Raw genomic sequence first — 17,398 nt, 5'->3', positions numbered from 1 at the left:
ATGCGCCAGCTGACAGTGCAGTTGGAGGAACGCTCTTATCCAATTCTGATTGGCAGCGGCCTGTTGGCTCAAGCGCCTCAATATTTTGAGCAATATGGCTTAACCAAAAAAAGCCCCTTACTCATTATTACTGATGATCATGTGGCACCCAAATACTTGTCCGATCTGGAACAAACACTGCGTACGGCTGGTTTTACAGTCGTCTCCGCAGTTGTTCCATCTGGTGAAACATCGAAATCCCTTTCGGTATATCAGGATATGATGACTGTCGCCATCGAAGGCAAACTGGATCGCAGTTCGGCAATTGTTGCTTTAGGCGGCGGTGTAGTAGGGGATCTGGCGGGTTTTGTTGCTGCTACATATATGCGTGGAATCAAGTTTGTGCAGGTGCCTACGACGATTCTGGCGCATGACAGCAGTGTTGGCGGTAAGGTAGCTGTCAATCATCCGCTGGCTAAAAATATGATCGGTGCATTCCATCAGCCAGAGCTGGTGCTCTATGATGTGGATACTCTTCAAACCTTGCCGCCACGCGATGTCTCAGCTGGTTTATCAGAGATGCTGAAGCATGGACTGATTCGGGACGAAGCTTTTGCATACTGGTGTGAGGAGCATGCGGATGAACTGCTTGCCCTTGATCCGGAGGCTTTGGGATATGGCTTGGAACGAGGCTGTGGTATCAAGGCAGAGATTGTATCGCGTGACGAACGTGAAAATGGAGAACGTGCATTGTTAAACCTGGGTCATACGATTGGTCATGCCATTGAAGCGATTGCCGGTTACGGCGAATTTCTGCATGGTGAAGCCATCTCGATTGGTATGGCGGGCTCGGCATTGCTCGGCGAGAAGTTGGGAGCCCCAGCAGGCCTCTATGACGATACGGTTCGCATGTTGCGTTCATTGCGCCTGCCGGTGACGATGCCAAAACATTTGGATACGGATGCATTAATAGATGCAATGATGCACGACAAAAAGTTCCGTGAGGGCCATATGGTCTTCATTATTCCTGACCGGATCGGCGCTGCCAGAATTGTGAAGGATGTACCGGTATCGGCAGTGCGCGACGTCATTGAAATGCTCAAGAAGGGAGATTAAAAGCGATGGTTACTCGGGGAATTCGCGGGGCTACTACGGTCACGCATAATAACGAAGAACATATTTTGAAAGAAACGGCTGTACTATTGCAGGAAATCGTGGATCGTAACGAGATTCAACCCGAAGATATTTGCAGTGTGTGGATTACGATGACTGGAGATCTGGATGCAGCTTTCCCAGCAAAGGCAATTCGCCAGTTGGATGGCTGGGAGCTTGTACCTTTGATGTGTGCGCTGGAAGTTCCGGTTGCAGGTGCCTTGCCACAATGCATCCGTTTTATGGTACATGTTAACACTGCAAAAGGTCAGAATGAAATTAACCATGTGTATCTTAACGGTGCACAGTCTCTGCGTCCCGATTTGGCGGCACCTTCCAATTCGTAAGATTAGAGTGGTTGTCAAATCATTCGGAATGATGTATAGTGAGAACCAGTTGAGTAGAGTAGAGATTGAGCTGAGAGCAGCTGAGATGAGTGGAGTATATAGCAGAGTCCAGCGGGTGGTAACCGGAGCAACAGAAGCCGGTCAACTGATTCGCGGTACGTCGTGCTACGGAATTATTTGAAACAGGATGAAGGAATGCAAACGTGTCTAGCGACATCGTTTTGTTTAGGTATAACACGACCGATACCCTCATGCACATGCATTTCATGATGAATGAGTGCTATGGGTGAGAATTAGTGTATGCCGGTACAATTCCTTTGTAATTGATGAATTTATAATTCATCCATACAACAGCCTGTGTGATAATTCGGTAAGGATGCATGTATAGGGACTTGTTATTTATGAAGCAGCAACCTGTTGAAACAGCTTATAACCAAACCTCTACCTGATGGTAGAGGTTTTTTTGTTGTATATTTTACTTTTTCGTCTACCTAATTTGAAAGGACGTGATCTGATGATAACGCCAAACGTTAATCAAGTACTGAAAATGTCGAATGAATATAATCTGATTCCGGTAGTCAAACGGATTCTGGCAGACATGGAGACCCCGATTCGAATTTTCCGCCGTTATGCTGACAACGACCGGGCATTTCTGCTGGAAAGTGTGGAGGGTGGAATTCAATGGGCGAGATATTCCTTCATCGGTACAGATCCGTTCCTGATGATCTCCGCCAAAAAAGGCCGGATCGTGGTAGAAGAAGCGGGACAGATTCGAGAACTGCCAGGCAAGCCGATTGAAGAACTCAAAGCGCTCCTACGTAAGTATCGCAGTCCGAAAGATGAAGAACTGCCGCCATTTACAGGTGGGGCCATTGGTTTCTTTGGATACGATCTGCTGCAATATTATGAGAAGCTTCCGGCTCACGCGCTGGATGATCTGAAAATGGATGATATTCGCTTCATGTTCTGCGACCAGATTATCGTGTTTGACCATGTGAAGCAGCAGATGCTGCTCGTGGGCAATGTACACGTGAAAGACGGTGCAACGGATGATGATATCCGTCAAGCCTATGCTTTAACTTCTGAGAAGCTGGAACAGGCGGCTGAACGCTTGCAGCAGCAAGGACCGGGGGAGAACCTGAACCCGCGTTCCATTCCAGGAGACGTGGAACTGGGGGATATTCGATCCAATCTCACGAAGGAACAGTTTATCGGGAATGTAGAACAGGCCAAAGAGTACATTCGGGCAGGAGATATTTTTCAAGTGGTATTATCCCAACGTTTCCATATTGATACCGAAGTTTCTCCGCTGCATGTATATCGCGTGCTTCGGACGTTGAATCCATCACCCTACATGTATTATCTGAAGATGGACGATGAAATTATTGTGGGCACTTCACCGGAAGCTTTGGTAAAAGTGGATGGAAACCGCGTAGAGACACGGCCGATTGCGGGAACTCGTCCAAGAGGAGCTACGGAAGCAGAAGATCGTGCATTGGCCGCAGATCTGCTGCAGGATGAGAAGGAACGTGCGGAACATCTGATGCTTGTCGATCTGGGACGTAATGATCTGGGACGTGTGTCTAACTTCGGAAGTGTGAAATGTGACATGTTCATGGAGATTGAACGATATTCCCACGTCATGCACATGGTGTCCAACGTTACAGGTGAGCTTAGAGAAGACAAGGATTTCTTTGATGCATTTCTTTCATGTTTACCAGCGGGTACGGTATCCGGTGCGCCGAAGCTGCGTGCGATGGAGATTATCGCGGAACTGGAAAAAGAAGCACGGGGTGCTTATGCAGGTGCTATCGGTTATCTAGGTTTCTCGGGAAACATGGACTCCTGTATTACAATCCGAACGATTATTTTCAAAAAAGGAAAAGCTTATGTGCAGGCTGGAGCCGGAATCGTATGGGATTCGGTGCCTGAGAATGAATATGAAGAAACAGTAAATAAAGCCAAAGCGTTGCTAAAGGCGATTCGTACAGCAGAAGCGATGTTTCCTGCCAAAGAGAAGGATCACACCTTGAAACTTGCCAACGCCGATTATTTTGTTACCCCAGCCACGGCTGCACAAAACTGAGAGAGGAGAGACCGGAAATGAATATGAACCCAGTCATGAATGAAGAATCCAAGCGATCCGCAAATGAAGTTAGTCATGCGGAAGGCATGAAGAATGGCCTTGCCAAAATTTTGGAGGGAAGCCATCTGGAGCAGGCAGAAGCGCGCGACTTGATGTACTCCATCATGAGAGGTGAGGCCACTCCGGCTCAAATCGGAGGTTTGCTTATGGGCTTGCGGATGAAGGGGGAAACGGTGGATGAAATCACGGGGTTTGCCGAAGCCATGCGTGGACAGGGCGGACGGATCCTGACCGACGGCAATGGACTGCTGGACACCTGTGGAACAGGTGGTTCAGGTATTCATAAGTTCAACATTTCAACGGCATCGGCCATCATTGCTTCAGCAGTTTCTGTCCGGGTGGCGAAGCATGGCAATCGCTCTGCCTCAGGTAAGGCGGGCAGTGCGGATGTACTTGAAGCATTGGGCGTGAATATTCATCTGGACGGAGAGCAGGCGAGACAATGTCTCGATGAGATCGGAATCTGTTTTTGTTTTGCTCAGGTGTACCACCCTTCTATGAAACATGCTGCTGCACCAAGAAAAGAGCTGGGTGTGCGTACGATCTTTAACATGCTCGGACCTCTAACTAATCCTGCGGGAGCGGATCGACAATTGCTTGGTTTATATGACCGTAGCCGGACACCGATGATCGCTGAAGTGCTTAATCGTCTGGGGCTGAAAAGAGCTTTGGTCGTAGCGAGTCATGATGGACTGGATGAAATCAGCATCTCCGCACCTACACAAGTATCCGAACTGCGTAATGGCGAAGTGCATACGTATGACATTGATCCACGTGATATGGGATTATCGCTACATCCACTGGAATCGGTTCTTGGAGGAGATGCGGCTCAGAATGCCGAAATTATTAAAAGGATCTTCCAGGGAGAACGGAGCGCATACCGCGATGTCGTTCTGTTGAATGCCGGGGCTTGCATCTATGTATCCGGTCTAGCGAATACCATTGCAGAAGGTGTGTTGATGGCGACAGAAGCTGTAGACTCTGGCAAGGCTGCCGGGAAGCTGGAACAGTTAATTCATACAACGGAGGCGTACAGTCATGTATCTTGATCGAATCGTAGCAACCAAACATAAAGAAGTTGAAGTTCTCGCACAAACATTTCAGATGGACGATGCGCTGAAAAAGATAGAGACATTACCCAATACTCGTGGATTCGAACGTGCTTTATCAGAGAGACGTAACCGTAAGCTGGGTCTCATTGCCGAAGTGAAGAAGGCTTCTCCGTCCAAAGGACTGATTCGTCCTGATTTTCATCCGGTAGAAATTGCTTCCGCATACGAACGGGCTGGAGCAGATTGTATATCCGTATTGACCGACGTTTCTTATTTCCAGGGAAATAGCGAATACTTGCAGGCCATTCATGAAGCTGTGAACATACCGCTACTGCGCAAGGATTTTATTATAGATGAACGACAGATTGCCGAGGCGAGGCTGCTTGGCGCGGATGCCGTTTTGCTGATTGCGAGTATTCTGACACCCGAACAGATGCGTCAATATCTGACATTTGCTAAAAGTCTGGGCCTTGATGCATTAATTGAAGTCCATGACCGAGCTGAACTGGAGCAAGTACTCGATATTCCGCAGGCAACACTTGTGGGCATCAACAACCGCAATCTGAAAACGTTCGAAACGAGTCTGAACACCACGTTAGATTTGATGAACTTGATTCCGGATGGTGTAACATTAATCAGTGAAAGTGGAATTGACGGTCCTCAGCCATTGGAATCTCTTATTGAGGCAGGTGTGCATGGTATCCTTGTTGGGGAGCATCTGATGCGCAAGGACGATGTTGAGGCTGCGGTATATGAACTAATGGGACCAAAAGCATGAATGCAATCAATCATGACGGCACAAGCAGCAGAGACGTGAATCTGCGAAACCGGCCGGCAGCGGCTATAAAAATATGTGGACTTCAGGACGTTGAAGTGCTAAAATCGATGATAAACTTGCCTGTGGATTACATTGGAGTTGTTTTTGCCCCATCCCGTCGCCGTATTACACCTGAACAGGGTGCCGAGCTAAGAACGGTTCTCTTGGACTGGACGATGTTCGATCGGCCGAAGCTGGCGGGTGTTTTCGTGAATCCTACGCTCGAAGAGCTGGAAAGCATCATGCAGATTTCACGCCTGGATGTCATTCAGCTGCATGGACAGGAATCGCCGGAATTTTGTGAACAGGTGAAGCAGCACTTCGGTAGCGAAGTGTTCAAGGCTTTCTCTTTTCCCAAAGATGAAACAGGTTCATTAGCTGACGATACTGCCTTGCTGGCACTTGATCCATATAAAAATGTGGTGGACGCCATATTGCTCGATACGTTTGACCCGCTCTATGGAGGGGGCTCCGGTAAAACCTTTGCCTGGGAACGAATTCCTTTCTATGCCGAATGGGCAAGAAAACATGGAATCGCGTTGTTCGTGGCAGGAGGTTTACAGCCGGATAATGTGCAACAATTGATACAGACATATACACCGGATGGCGTCGATGTATCCAGCGGCGTAGAGTCCGAAGGTGTGAAGGATATTGCAAAAATTACAGCATTTGTAGAAAGGGTGAAGCAGGCATGACACATCAATTGCCGGATCAACACGGGCGTTTCGGTCCCTTCGGAGGCCGCTTTGTACCTGAGACACTAATGAACGCTCTGATCGAACTGGAGGAAGCGTATAGCCACTTCTCCGAAGACGAGGAATTCAACAAGGAACTGAATTACCTGCTAAGCGAGTATTCTGGACGGGAAACGCCTTTATACCATGCAGAGCAATTGTCCCGCCGCTTGGGTGGACCCAAAATTTATCTGAAACGTGAAGACCTGAACCATACGGGAGCGCACAAGATTAATAACGCTATTGGACAGGGATTGCTAGCCAAACGGATGGGGAAAAAGAAAGTCATCGCCGAAACGGGTGCAGGACAGCATGGCGTTGCCACGGCAACAGTTGCTGCATTGCTGGGGCTTGAATGTAAAGTGTTTATGGGTGAAGAAGATACGCAGCGACAACAGTTGAACGTATTTCGGATGAAGCTGCTTGGGGCGGAAGTCATTCCGGTGACATCTGGCACGAGGACATTGAAAGATGCAGGTAACGAGGCGCTCCGCTACTGGGTTAGTAATGTGGAAGATACCTTCTATGTGCTTGGATCGGTAGTCGGTCCTCATCCGTATCCAATGATGGTACGTAACTTCCAGCGAGTGATCGGTGATGAGACACGGCGCCAGATTCAGGAGATTGAAGGACGGCTGCCGGATGTGATTGTTGCAGCTGTAGGCGGCGGAAGTAATGCAATCGGCATGTTCTATCCGTTTATTGGCGATCAGGATGTGAAGCTTGTTGGTGTTGAAGCAGCAGGTAAAGGGGTGGACACCGAGTTCCATGCGGCTACGATGAGCAAAGGCACACATGGTGTATTCCAGGGTTCGATGAGTTATCTACTGCAAGATGAATATGGACAGGTTCAGCCAGCTCATTCCATTTCAGCGGGACTTGATTATCCGGGTGTTGGTCCCGAGCATTCCTATCTCAAAGATATTAAACGTGCAAAATATGTTCCGATTACGGACCAGGAGGCATTGGATGCCTTGCAGTTGCTGAGCCGGACAGAAGGCATTATTCCCGCTTTGGAGTCAGCCCATGCTGTTGCGCAGGTCGTCAAGCTTGCGCCTGAACTCAGCGCTGATGATATCGTTGTGATCTGTCTTTCCGGTCGTGGTGACAAAGACGTTGAATCCATTATGAAATATACAGGAGGGGACTTGGCATGAACCTGATGGACCAGACCTTCCAGCAATTGAAAGAACAGAACCGAACAGCCCTTATTCCATTCCTCACGGTTGGAGATCCAGATGTGGACACCACGGTGGAAATCATTAAGGAATTGGAACAGGCGGGGGCAGACATATTGGAACTCGGTGTTCCCTATTCTGATCCGCTCGCAGATGGACCGGTAATCCAGCGTGCTTCCGAGCGTGCATTGAAAAGTCAGATCACGATTCGGACTTGTATGGAGACAGCAGCAAGAGCGCGTGCGGAGGGTGTGAAAATGCCTTTTGTACTGTTCACCTACTATAATCCAGTATTACAGACGGGACTGGATGTATTTTTTGACGAGTTGGTCAAACATGAGATCAGCGGCATGATCATCCCGGATCTTCCGATTGAGGAAGCTGAGGATATGCGACGCCGTGCGGATGCTGCAGGTGTGCATTTGGTTCCGCTTGTAGCCCCTACGTCCAACGCGAGAATCGAGCGTATTGTCACGGGAGCACGTGGTTTCATTTATTGTGTCTCCTCTCTGGGTGTTACGGGAGAGCGAGCTTCCTTTTTCGATGGGGTAGAGAGCTTCATTGAAACTGTAAAGAGCCTGACAGATCTTCCGGTCGCTGTTGGCTTCGGCATTTCCAGTCACGAGCAGGTAGCTCGTTTCTCCCGTATCTGTGATGGTGTTGTTGTAGGTAGTGCTATCGTTCGTCAGGTGGAAGAAGCTATACCTCTTCTTGGAAACCCGGATACGCGTCAGGCGGGACTGTTGCAAATTCGCAACTTTGTGGCACAATTAAAAGGATAGGGATTCAATGATGTTACATCCCCGGGGCATGCTCAGCACAGGCTGAGGCATGTCCATAACTATTTTAATAACAGGAGGCGGTCGGGTTGAAACCGAAGTCCCAGATTGTCAATCTGCCTGTATATAAACCGGGCAAACCGATTGAAGAAGTGAAACGTGAACTGGGTTTGGAGCAAGTGATCAAGCTGGCCTCCAACGAAAATCCATATGGAAGTTCGCCTGCTGCGCTTGAAGCGATCACCAGAGAACTGGTCAATGTAAGCATATATCCGGATGGCAGTTCCAAGGAACTGACTGAAGTGCTGGCGAAGCATCTGGGAGTGGAACGGAATAATCTGATCTTTGGTTGTGGATCGGATGAGATCATTGCGTTGATCACTCGTGCATTCTTCCTCCCGGGAGACGAGAACATCATGGCAGACCAGACGTTCTCTGTATACAAAAGTAACGCTGACATCGAAGGTGCTGTCAGCATTGAAGTGCCACTTAAAGATGGAACTCATGACCTGACTTCCATGATGGCGCAAATCAATGATAAGACTAAGGCGGTCTGGGTGTGTAACCCCAATAACCCAACGGGTACAATCATCTCTGAGCAGGAATTGACGGCTTTTATGGATCGTGTACCTTCTCATGTCATGGTTGTGCTGGATGAAGCCTATTATGAATTTGTAACGGATGAAGCCTACCCGCAAAGTGTCCCTATGATTGAGCGTTATCCTAACCTGGTCATTTTGCGGACATTCTCCAAAATCTATGGTCTCGCTTCATTACGTATTGGATACGGTATTGCACGCCCGGAAGTGATCGATCTTATCAACCGCGTGCGTGAGCCGTTCAACACTTCACGTTTCGGTCAGGCTGCGGCGAAGGCTGCGCTTGAGGATCAGGCTTTTGTCCAACAGTGCGCGGAACGTAATGCGGTAGAACGAGAATATTTGCAAAATGAATTCACGCGGTTAGCACTGCCGTTTTTCCCTTCACAGGGTAACTTCATCATGGTTGATCTGGACATGCCTTCTGCAACGGCGTTCCAGTCACTATTGAAACAAGGCATTATTGTTCGTCCTGGATTCCATGTATATCCAACATACATACGTGTGTCCGTCGGAACATCAGAACAGAATCGTGCGTTTGTCACGGCACTGGAGAACACGCTGGCTGAGAAGGCGGTAGCACGCCCTTAAATCTGGCGATGAAAAGAGTGAGGACCCATGAAACTAAAAATTGCAATGATCGGTGTAGGGCTCATCGGCGGTTCACTGGCGCTTTGCTTCAAAGGCAAGCCTGGTGTAACGGTGATGGGCTATGCCCATCTGCCTGAACTGAAGGACAAGTACATAGCGAGTGGTGTAGTGGATGATGCTACGCTCTCTCTGGAGGAAGCGGTACAGGATGCCGACTTTATTTTTTTGTGCGTACCTGTTGGGCTGCTCGAATCCTATTTTGGACAATTGGCCAAGCTTCCCTTGAAAAAGGGATGTATTATTACGGATGTAGGAAGCACTAAGGCGTCCATCGCAGCCTGTGCTGAGCATGTCCGCATGAGTGATGCATACTTTATCGGCGGTCATCCGATGGCCGGATCTGAGCGTGCTGGTGTGGATGCAGCCTCGGCTGTGTTATTCGAGAATGCATACTATGTCTTGACCCCTTCAGAACAGGTACCTGAGGAAGCTTATGACAGGTTATCTGATCTTCTTGCGTATACACGTGCCCAGATTGTTCGTGTAGAGCCGCTGCTGCACGATGACATTGTGGGGGCGATTAGTCACTTGCCACATGTAATTGCAGTTGCGCTGGTGAACCAGGTACGCGAATATAATGAATCGAACCCTTTGTATAAAATGCTGGCTGCAGGCGGTTTTCGGGATATTACCCGGATTGCCTCCAGTGATGCCATTGTATGGAGAGATATCCTGCTGAGCAACCGTGAGGTGCTGCTGGGCTTGCTGAAGGATTGGAACGGTCAGATGACGGCTTTCACTGAAATGCTGGAGCAACAAAATGGTGAGGGCATTGAGGAGGCGTTCCGTCAGGCACGGGAGTTCCGTAGTGTGCTGCCAGAACGACGGAAAGGCATGATCTCGTCGTTGTATGATCTTTATACGGATGTGCAGGATGCGCCGGGGATGATCGGCAAGATTGCCACTGAGCTTGGGGCGAATGATATTAACTTAAGCAACATGGAGATTATTGAAAACCGGGTCGATGTACCGGGTATTATGCGTTTGTCGTTCCGGCAGGAAGAAGAAATGGAACGTGCCAAAACGTTGCTGGATTCCCTGGGGTATCAAGTGTGGGTTTAGGCTTTTGGAAGAGGGCGAAAGCCCTCTTTCTTTGTGTTGAAAACCAGTTGTTACAGTACATAACCTAAAAAAGGACAAAAAAAAAGACCGCTTACATAAGCGGCCATTGCTCACGTGGAGCAATACAGTTATTGGATAGGAGTGGAGAGAAACCATACTGTACTTTTATTATATGTATACGTTTTCATTTTGTCAACACTTTGAGTAAAATTGTTTAAAATAATTATAACATTCGTAAATTAAGGAAATATAATCCTTGCATAAAGTGGGATAGATCTTCATTTGGACAATTGCTTGATGATCGGAAATAAGGTTGAATGGTGCAATTGAGAAAAATATATTATAACGAAATTCTTCTGAAATTTTAAATTAATTCTTTAATCACACAAACTTTTTGAGGCCTTCGTTCGTCCAATATAAGAGTGGCTTCACAAAAGGGATCAAATTGAAGTCATGGACGAGAAAATAGCCGCATAATAATGACTGGTCGGGCTTCAATGGAAGCCATGGATTTGCCAGGATGATGCAGACCGTTGTACAATAAATACTGTTAATGTAGAAACGTTGGGGAAATTGCCATTACATAGGGGAATTTGGCGGGAAGGCCTGTTTTGGCGCTGAACGCTGTTTTATGCGGTGAAAACCGCAACTTTTTTGTGCCTGTTCGGTAATACATGGATAGAGTCGAACGGGGAGAAGCACATGGATGGGCGAGGAGGGGTCGCACTCAAATGACGGATTCCCAGTTGATTCGAGAGATCAAGGAAGGTAACCTGGAGTTATATTCCGAGCTGATGAGTCGTTATCAGCGTAAAATACTGGCTTTCGTATATCATATGTTGAAAAGTTCTAATATGGAGCTGCTTGCGGAAGATCTCTGTTCTGAGACTTTCTATAAGGCGTTCCGCAGTCTGCACTCATTCCGAGAGGTGGATGCCTCGTTCTCAACCTGGTTATATACCATTGCGAGAAATACGGTACTGAGTGAGCTTCGCAAACAGCGTACTGGGAGTGTTCCACTTGAAGAGAGCGGTTTTGTACCCATTGCTCCTTCTGAGAATGCGCCAGAGCATGCTGTTTTGCGCAGTGAGCGGGTGATGCTGGTTAGGGATGCAATTAACAATTTACCGGAGAAGCAGCGTTCTGCCATTATACTCCGAGAGTATGATCAACTAGATTACCAGGAGATTGCAAATATTCTTGGGCAGAGCGTCAGTTCTGTAAAATCGTTATTGTTCAGAGCAAGGTCAAGCGTAAAAACTCAATTGGAACCTTATTTCTTCGAACCGGTCTACGAGCCATATGAAGGGATGAAGAACAGATGAATTGCAATGAAGCCCAGGAACTGTTTGCACTGGTCTGGGACTTACCGGAAGCTCATCCTCAGCGAATTGCATTTCATGCTCATCTCGCTGGTTGTGAAGATTGCTCGCAGCAATTTGAGGTTTGGGAAGAAGCTCAAATTCTGCTGCACAGCATACCGGTCCCAGTGACAGAACAACAGGCAGAGAAAGTGAACCGTAATGTTATGGACCGGATCTATGCGGAGTCTCCATGGCTATTGCCGGAAGAGGCAAAGGTTAATCGTTTCTCTGCTGTGATCCGCAAGCATATGTCTTTGTGGATTGCTGCGTTCCTGGCAATTTTCTTATGCAGCTTTCTGTACATGGCGATGTTTAAGCCAGATGTATCAGAAGCTGAGCAGACCAGCGTGGTCTCTACGGGTATTTTGGAGACAGGGGTAGCGGGCAGTGAGCCTTCTTCCTCCGGATTGTACAAGTACAACATGACGGGAGCGGACAGAGGGAGTATTATTGAGCCCTTTGTTGTGAGCATGGGCCCAGCGTATCCTCAGTACTGGATGGCGTTGTCATTGCTTGCAATAGGTATGGCTCTGTTCTCTCTTGGACGTATGCATCGTACAACGAACAAACGCAAACAAGGTGCACGTGCTTAGGTAAAGCTTTCGTTCACCGTATAGAGAAATGAGGGATGAGATGCGGATTGGGCTTATTCGTCACGGTCTAACCGACTGGAATGCGGCAGGACGTATTCAGGGACAGACAGACATACCTCTGAATGCGGAAGGTCGTGAGCAAGCTGAGCGCCTGGGTAGACGTTTGCTTACCGAAGAGTATCGCTGGGACCACATCATTACGAGCGGGCTGTCCAGGGCTCAGGAGACGGGAGAGATTATCTCCGGGCTATTGAATGTTCCTTTGCTGAAGCCGGATGCACGCTTGAAGGAGCGTGCCTTTGGTCAAATTGAAGGTCTGACATCCGAAGAGCGTGTTGCTCGTTGGGGCGCTTCCTGGGAGACGCTTGATTTGGGACAGGAACAGATTGCTGATATTCAGACACGTGCTTTGGGCTTTCTGGAGGATTTATGGGAGGCTCATCAGGACCAAAATGTGCTGATTGTGTCCCATGGCGCCTTTCTAGCCAATCTGCTGTCAGCTTTGTATAAAGACCGCTATACGGAACGAATTGGAAACCTGTCGCTTACGATCCTGGAGAAGGAACGTGAAGATTGGAGACCATTGCTATATAACTGTACACGACACCTTTTATTGGATCTGGCGAAACAACCTGAGTAATTAACTCAGGTTGTTTTTTTTGCGTTATAGCAATGTCTATAGAGATTGAAATAAACATTTAGACAAGAACGGAGAGGACAGAAATAACCTGAGGAAGCGGAGCGTTCGCCTTTATCCCCGGATTTTCCCCTTTGAAAAAAGGGGATCCAAAAAATCTGGGGATAACAGCGATTAGAAGGTTGTTCTGTCATTGAAGTGGCAAGTGTAAATATTCTTTAGTTCAATTTCTATATGATTTTGAACCTCTCATTCTTCTTCTGAGCAGGCAACTTCGGGCATAGTATGGTTAAAACATAAAAGATTTGCAAAAAAAGAGGTTTAGATCATGGGAATTCCGTCAACGATGTTTACAAAACCAAACTACTCCAGGCCCCGAATCAACAGCCAAAAAGTAGTCAAGGGCGAGGCGATGACCCATGAATCTAGCGGATATGCTTACTTTTGCCGATATCGGCCAGCTTAATCGAATAGCAGACTATTACCAGTGCGAGTGTAAGCCCAATTCCAAACATGAACTCATCCAGAGTATTCTAACTACATTGGGCAGCAGACCTTTTTTTGAGCAGCAGGTTCGCGAACTAAACCAGGTAGATCTGCGATTTTTGAACAACTTGCTGTTTGATGCCCGCCAATACTTCGGTATGGAGGAACTTGTCGCCATTGCTCGTCAATCGATGGATAAAAAAGATAGCGAGGCTGGAGCCAGTCCACGTGATCTTATCGTACGCTTCACGAAGAGTGGATGGTTGTTCAATGGCACAACTCAACAGACCAGATACCTGTATCAGGTACCCCAGGATTTGCAAATGAGATTTCGGGATGTGTTATCCACTCACCTGAAGGCAGGCATTGCACAGACAAGCGAGCCTCCCGTTTACAGGGATGAATACCATCTACTCGCTGATGATCTGAAACTGTTTCTACAATTTGTCCAGCAGCATGAAATAGCACTAAACGCAGAAGGCATGATGTATCGTCGTTCTCAGCAGCAGATCATGGAGCATTTGCATGTGAGTGAGGCGCTGGTGGGTAAGGCAGGATGGAGATTTGGTTATGGTCGTTCGTTCAAAGACTACCCCGACCGATTTGCGTTCATCTATGACTACGCTTTTCATCATCGTCTGGTCCGCGAGGAGCAGGGCACGCTGAAATTGTCACCTTCCGGTGAAGACAAGCTGGGGGCAGAGAAAACAGCCGAGATGATACAGCTATTTCGGTTTTGGTTAAGACTTTATAAAGGTGCTATTCCCAATCTGTCCTCCATTGTGTACTGGACAGGGGAATGTGCAGCTGGCTGGTCCACAGCAGAGTCTTTGTTCCGACAGATTGGTCCCTACATTCAGCCGTTCTATTATGACACTGCAGAGACGATTTATGACAACAGGATACTCAAAATGATGCTGCATCTGGGCATGCTTCGCATTGGAGAGAATGCAGATGGGCGTACAGTACAAATGACAGCATGGGGTTCACGCCTTGCGTCATCCTGTCGCTCGCTGTCCGGGGACATTACTCCCGTTATGTTTGACAAGTGAAGGACAAGTTGCTAAAATCACTCCCAAATTAAGGAGTGATACTTATGATAATTCCATACAAAGGTATGCATCCACAGTTACACCCTTCGGTATATATGGCTGAAGGCGCCAAACTTATAGGTGATCTGACAATGGGTGAAGAATCTACGATCTGGTTCAATGCTGTGCTGCGAGCCGATCTGGCACCCATTGTGATTGGACGGCGCTGTAATATACAGGATAATGCTGTTGGACACCTCAATACGGATCAACCTTTGATTTTGGACGACGATGTATCGGTAGGGCATTCTGCGATTATCCATGGATGTCGTATCGGAACAGGTTCGCTGATTGGTATGGGCGCTATCCTTCTCAATGGAGCCGAAATTGGTGAATATACGCTGATCGGGGCCGGTTCTGTTGTTACTGAAAATACTAAAATTCCGCCCTATACCCTTGCTTTGGGCACACCAGCCAAAGTGATACGTGAGTTGACTGATGCAGATCTTGAGCGGATGTCGAGAACTACACTAGGTTATGTTGCCAAAGGAAAGGAGTATAGGAGCTCTTAAATCCGTTTTGGAGGTGCATCCTATTGGATAAAATGAAAGTTACGTATGAAGTCATGTTGGGGCTGGCTGCTGAGATGGTGTGGGACGACGCGCTTCGTAAACAGCGCAGCGAGAAGCTGTATATGGAAATCGATAAGGCATTGGCTACCGGAGACGAAGTAGCTTTCCGGAATCTGACGGATGAACTGAAGGCCATAAACTGATGAGCATGTAAAATAAATATATAAGTCAGGAAATGCGTGAAACACGCATTTCTTTTTTGCGTTCACGACCATTCCTACACGGAAAAAGTATGAATCTCTGGATTTATAATATAAGCTCATATATAATATGGGAATAAAATGGATAGAGAGGGGAATTAGGGAATTGAAATTCAGTGAGATGACTCAAGACAGCTGGGCGGAACTGCAACTCTATCTGGATACATGCCTTATTCCATATACAGCCCTAACGGGCAAGCAGTCCCCGGTTGAAGCAACTGAGGCGTTGGAGCGGCTTAGAGATTTTTTGGATCTGGTGGAGATTCCTTTTAAAGGACGTATCATGACTTACCCTGCATTCCATTATGCATGTCCGGATATGTCAATGGCATTAAATACCTTATCCGAACAACTCAAATCTTCCGGTTTCAAATATGTGGTTATAATGTCATCTGATGGTGTGTTGGAACAGACCCAAATTACTTCTGCAGATTTGGTATTAAGTCGTTCTATTTTAATTCAAGAGGTTGGAGAAGAAGGGATTTCGCGTTTTGTCGGGGAAAAAATCCGAGAGTTATGGAAAAGATGACCTACCTGTGACAAATGTGACAATTTACCAACACTTTTTTAATAACGCTTACAAATGAACCTTAAAAATGTGTGACAAATTCTTGACGGTGTTCTAGGGCTACTATATGATTATGTATGTTCTAGTAAGTCGTGGAATTTCTGATAATGAAAACGATTGAGAGAGTTGGCTGAAAAAGGGGGTTGGAGACAGTATGAGCAGTGAGCATGACCAGCACGAAGCTTCGATGAAATTGCCAAGCCGCATGGAAATGTCACGCAGGCAGTTTTTGACGTACACGCTTGGTGGAGCTACAGCCTACATGGCCGCCGGTGCAATACTCCCCATGGTCCGTTTTGCGGTGGACCCGATTTTGCAGCACAAGGGAGAAGGCACCTCTGTCAAAGTAGCGGAAATCAGCAAAATTACGAATGAACCTCAAGAATTTACGTTTGAAGTGAAACAGCAAGACGGTTGGTATTTGAGCAATGCTTCGTTAATCGCCTGGATCAGGAAAGATGAACAGGGCAAAATCTATGCGCTTTCACCCATTTGTAAACATTTGGGATGTACCGTAGGTTGGAACAGTGATAAGCAGTATCCCGACGAATATCATTGTCCGTGCCATGGTGCGCATTATACCAAAGAAGGCAAGAATCTTGCCGTAGCCCCGAAGCCGCTGGATGAGTATGTGGTTAAGGAAGATCAGGGTTGGGTTTATCTGGGCGACATTGTTCCGAACACCCGAGTCAAATAGGAGGCGTGAACGCAGATGTTTAAAAATGTCTATGACTGGATTGACGAGCGTCTCGATATCACGCCAATCTGGAGGGACGTTGCGGATCATGAAGTTCCAGAGCACGTAAACCCGGCTCATCACTTTTCCGCATTCGTGTACTGTTTTGGTGGATTGACGTTCTTTATCACTGTTATTCAAATTTTGTCAGGGATGTTCCTGACCATGTATTATGTGCCTGATATTATTAATGCTTACGCCAGTGTCGAGTATTTGCAGACCAAAGTAGCCTTCGGCCAAATTGTACGCGGGATGCACCATTGGGGAGCCAGTTTGGTTATCGTTATGATGTTCTTACATACGATGCGTGTATTCTTTACCGGCTCTTACAAAGCACCACGTGAGATGAACTGGGTTGTCGGCATGCTGATCTTTTTTGTCATGCTGGGTCTCGGGCTTACCGGGTACCTGTTGCCATGGGATAACAAAGCATACTTTGCAACCAAGGTTACTCTGGAGATTGCGAATACGGTTCCTTGGCTGGGGCCGATCATTAAGGAATTCCTGCAAGGCGGAACTATTGTAGGTGCGCAGACGTTAACACGGTTCTTTGCCCTGCACGTCTTCTTCCTTCCGGCTGTGCTTCTGGTGCTTCTGGTCGGTCACTTTATTATGATCCGCAGACAGGGCATTTCGGGACCACTATAATCTGAGA

At 47.4% G+C, this 17,398-nt stretch carries 20 protein-coding genes; all 20 read left to right on the top strand.

Annotation, left to right across the window (positions count from 1 at the left end; translation table 11 throughout):
• The 20 genes from aroB (at nt 1) to qcrB (ending at nt 17,391) form a co-directional block, all read left to right on the top strand.
• Complete coding sequence (aroB, locus tag ACDJ58_RS18620; protein WP_413372341.1) at nt 1-1,095, top strand: 3-dehydroquinate synthase; 1,095 nt, start codon at nt 1-3, stop codon at nt 1,093-1,095.
• A gap of 5 nt (nt 1,096-1,100) precedes the next feature.
• The gene (aroH, locus tag ACDJ58_RS18615; protein ID WP_063566773.1) at nt 1,101-1,478 is read left to right on the top strand and encodes a chorismate mutase; all 378 of its coding nucleotides are present in this window, start codon (nt 1,101-1,103) and stop codon (nt 1,476-1,478) included.
• Nucleotides 1,479-1,527: 49 nt separating this feature from the next.
• Entirely contained in the window at nt 1,528-1,659 is a 132-nt protein-coding gene (locus ACDJ58_RS18610; RefSeq protein ID WP_413372340.1) for a hypothetical protein, read from the top strand.
• Nucleotides 1,660-1,992: 333 nt separating this feature from the next.
• Nucleotides 1,993-3,564, top strand: a complete 1,572-nt coding sequence (gene trpE, locus ACDJ58_RS18605) for an anthranilate synthase component I (RefSeq protein ID WP_413372338.1) — start codon at nt 1,993-1,995, stop codon at nt 3,562-3,564.
• Between the two features lie 86 nt (nt 3,565-3,650).
• Entirely contained in the window at nt 3,651-4,673 is a 1,023-nt protein-coding gene (gene trpD / locus ACDJ58_RS18600; RefSeq protein WP_397333630.1) for an anthranilate phosphoribosyltransferase, read from the top strand.
• Nucleotides 4,663-5,454, top strand: coding sequence for an indole-3-glycerol phosphate synthase TrpC (gene trpC / locus ACDJ58_RS18595; RefSeq protein WP_413372336.1), 792 nt, complete (start codon nt 4,663-4,665; stop codon nt 5,452-5,454). The genes trpD and trpC overlap by 11 nt, the downstream gene beginning before the upstream one ends.
• Complete coding sequence (locus ACDJ58_RS18590; protein WP_413372335.1) at nt 5,451-6,188, top strand: phosphoribosylanthranilate isomerase; 738 nt, start codon at nt 5,451-5,453, stop codon at nt 6,186-6,188. The genes trpC and ACDJ58_RS18590 overlap by 4 nt, the downstream gene beginning before the upstream one ends.
• Nucleotides 6,185-7,384 (top strand): tryptophan synthase subunit beta, encoded by a 1,200-nt coding sequence (gene trpB, locus ACDJ58_RS18585; protein WP_063566776.1) that lies wholly within the window; start codon nt 6,185-6,187, stop codon nt 7,382-7,384. Before ACDJ58_RS18590 ends, trpB begins: the two co-directional genes overlap by 4 nt.
• Nucleotides 7,381-8,187 carry a tryptophan synthase subunit alpha gene (gene trpA / locus ACDJ58_RS18580; protein WP_413372334.1) on the top strand — a complete coding sequence of 269 codons (807 nt, stop codon included), beginning with the start codon at nt 7,381-7,383 and terminating at the stop codon, nt 8,185-8,187. Before trpB ends, trpA begins: the two co-directional genes overlap by 4 nt.
• An 86-nt stretch (nt 8,188-8,273) precedes the next feature.
• Nucleotides 8,274-9,374 (top strand): histidinol-phosphate transaminase, encoded by a 1,101-nt coding sequence (hisC, locus tag ACDJ58_RS18575; RefSeq protein ID WP_413372332.1) that lies wholly within the window; start codon nt 8,274-8,276, stop codon nt 9,372-9,374.
• A gap of 27 nt (nt 9,375-9,401) precedes the next feature.
• Nucleotides 9,402-10,496: a prephenate dehydrogenase/arogenate dehydrogenase family protein gene (locus ACDJ58_RS18570; protein ID WP_413372331.1), complete on the top strand. Its 1,095-nt coding sequence runs from the start codon at nt 9,402-9,404 to the stop codon at nt 10,494-10,496.
• Nucleotides 10,497-11,227: 731 nt separating this feature from the next.
• On the top strand, nt 11,228-11,821 hold the full coding sequence (locus tag ACDJ58_RS18565) for an RNA polymerase sigma factor (protein ID WP_413372330.1): 594 nt from the start codon (nt 11,228-11,230) through the stop codon (nt 11,819-11,821).
• Nucleotides 11,818-12,453 carry an anti-sigma factor family protein gene (locus tag ACDJ58_RS18560; protein ID WP_413372329.1) on the top strand — a complete coding sequence of 212 codons (636 nt, stop codon included), beginning with the start codon at nt 11,818-11,820 and terminating at the stop codon, nt 12,451-12,453. Before ACDJ58_RS18565 ends, ACDJ58_RS18560 begins: the two co-directional genes overlap by 4 nt.
• A 40-nt stretch (nt 12,454-12,493) precedes the next feature.
• Nucleotides 12,494-13,093, top strand: coding sequence for a histidine phosphatase family protein (locus ACDJ58_RS18555; RefSeq protein WP_413372328.1), 600 nt, complete (start codon nt 12,494-12,496; stop codon nt 13,091-13,093).
• Between the two features lie 416 nt (nt 13,094-13,509).
• The gene (locus ACDJ58_RS18550; RefSeq protein WP_413372326.1) at nt 13,510-14,628 is read left to right on the top strand and encodes a hypothetical protein; all 1,119 of its coding nucleotides are present in this window, start codon (nt 13,510-13,512) and stop codon (nt 14,626-14,628) included.
• 44 nt (nt 14,629-14,672) lie between these two features.
• The gene (locus ACDJ58_RS18545) at nt 14,673-15,179 is read left to right on the top strand and encodes a gamma carbonic anhydrase family protein (protein WP_413372324.1); all 507 of its coding nucleotides are present in this window, start codon (nt 14,673-14,675) and stop codon (nt 15,177-15,179) included.
• Nucleotides 15,180-15,202: 23 nt separating this feature from the next.
• A complete protein-coding gene (locus ACDJ58_RS18540; protein WP_024630643.1) occupies nt 15,203-15,382 on the top strand; it encodes an IDEAL domain-containing protein in 180 nt (59 codons plus the stop codon).
• A 163-nt stretch (nt 15,383-15,545) separates the two neighbouring features.
• Nucleotides 15,546-15,968 (top strand): DUF2487 family protein, encoded by a 423-nt coding sequence (locus ACDJ58_RS18535; protein WP_413372322.1) that lies wholly within the window; start codon nt 15,546-15,548, stop codon nt 15,966-15,968.
• A gap of 193 nt (nt 15,969-16,161) precedes the next feature.
• Entirely contained in the window at nt 16,162-16,704 is a 543-nt protein-coding gene (locus tag ACDJ58_RS18530) for a ubiquinol-cytochrome c reductase iron-sulfur subunit (RefSeq protein ID WP_063566786.1), read from the top strand.
• Nucleotides 16,705-16,719: 15 nt separating this feature from the next.
• Nucleotides 16,720-17,391: a menaquinol-cytochrome c reductase cytochrome b subunit gene (gene qcrB / locus ACDJ58_RS18525; protein ID WP_017687726.1), complete on the top strand. Its 672-nt coding sequence runs from the start codon at nt 16,720-16,722 to the stop codon at nt 17,389-17,391.
• The last annotated feature ends 7 nt before the right edge of the window (nt 17,392-17,398 follow it).

Source organism: Paenibacillus taichungensis, from assembly GCF_047302525.1.
Lineage (GTDB): Bacteria > Bacillota > Bacilli > Paenibacillales > Paenibacillaceae > Paenibacillus > Paenibacillus taichungensis_B.
The sequence above is the reverse complement of the archived record's forward strand: the minus strand, read 5'-3'. Positions and strand labels throughout refer to the sequence as shown.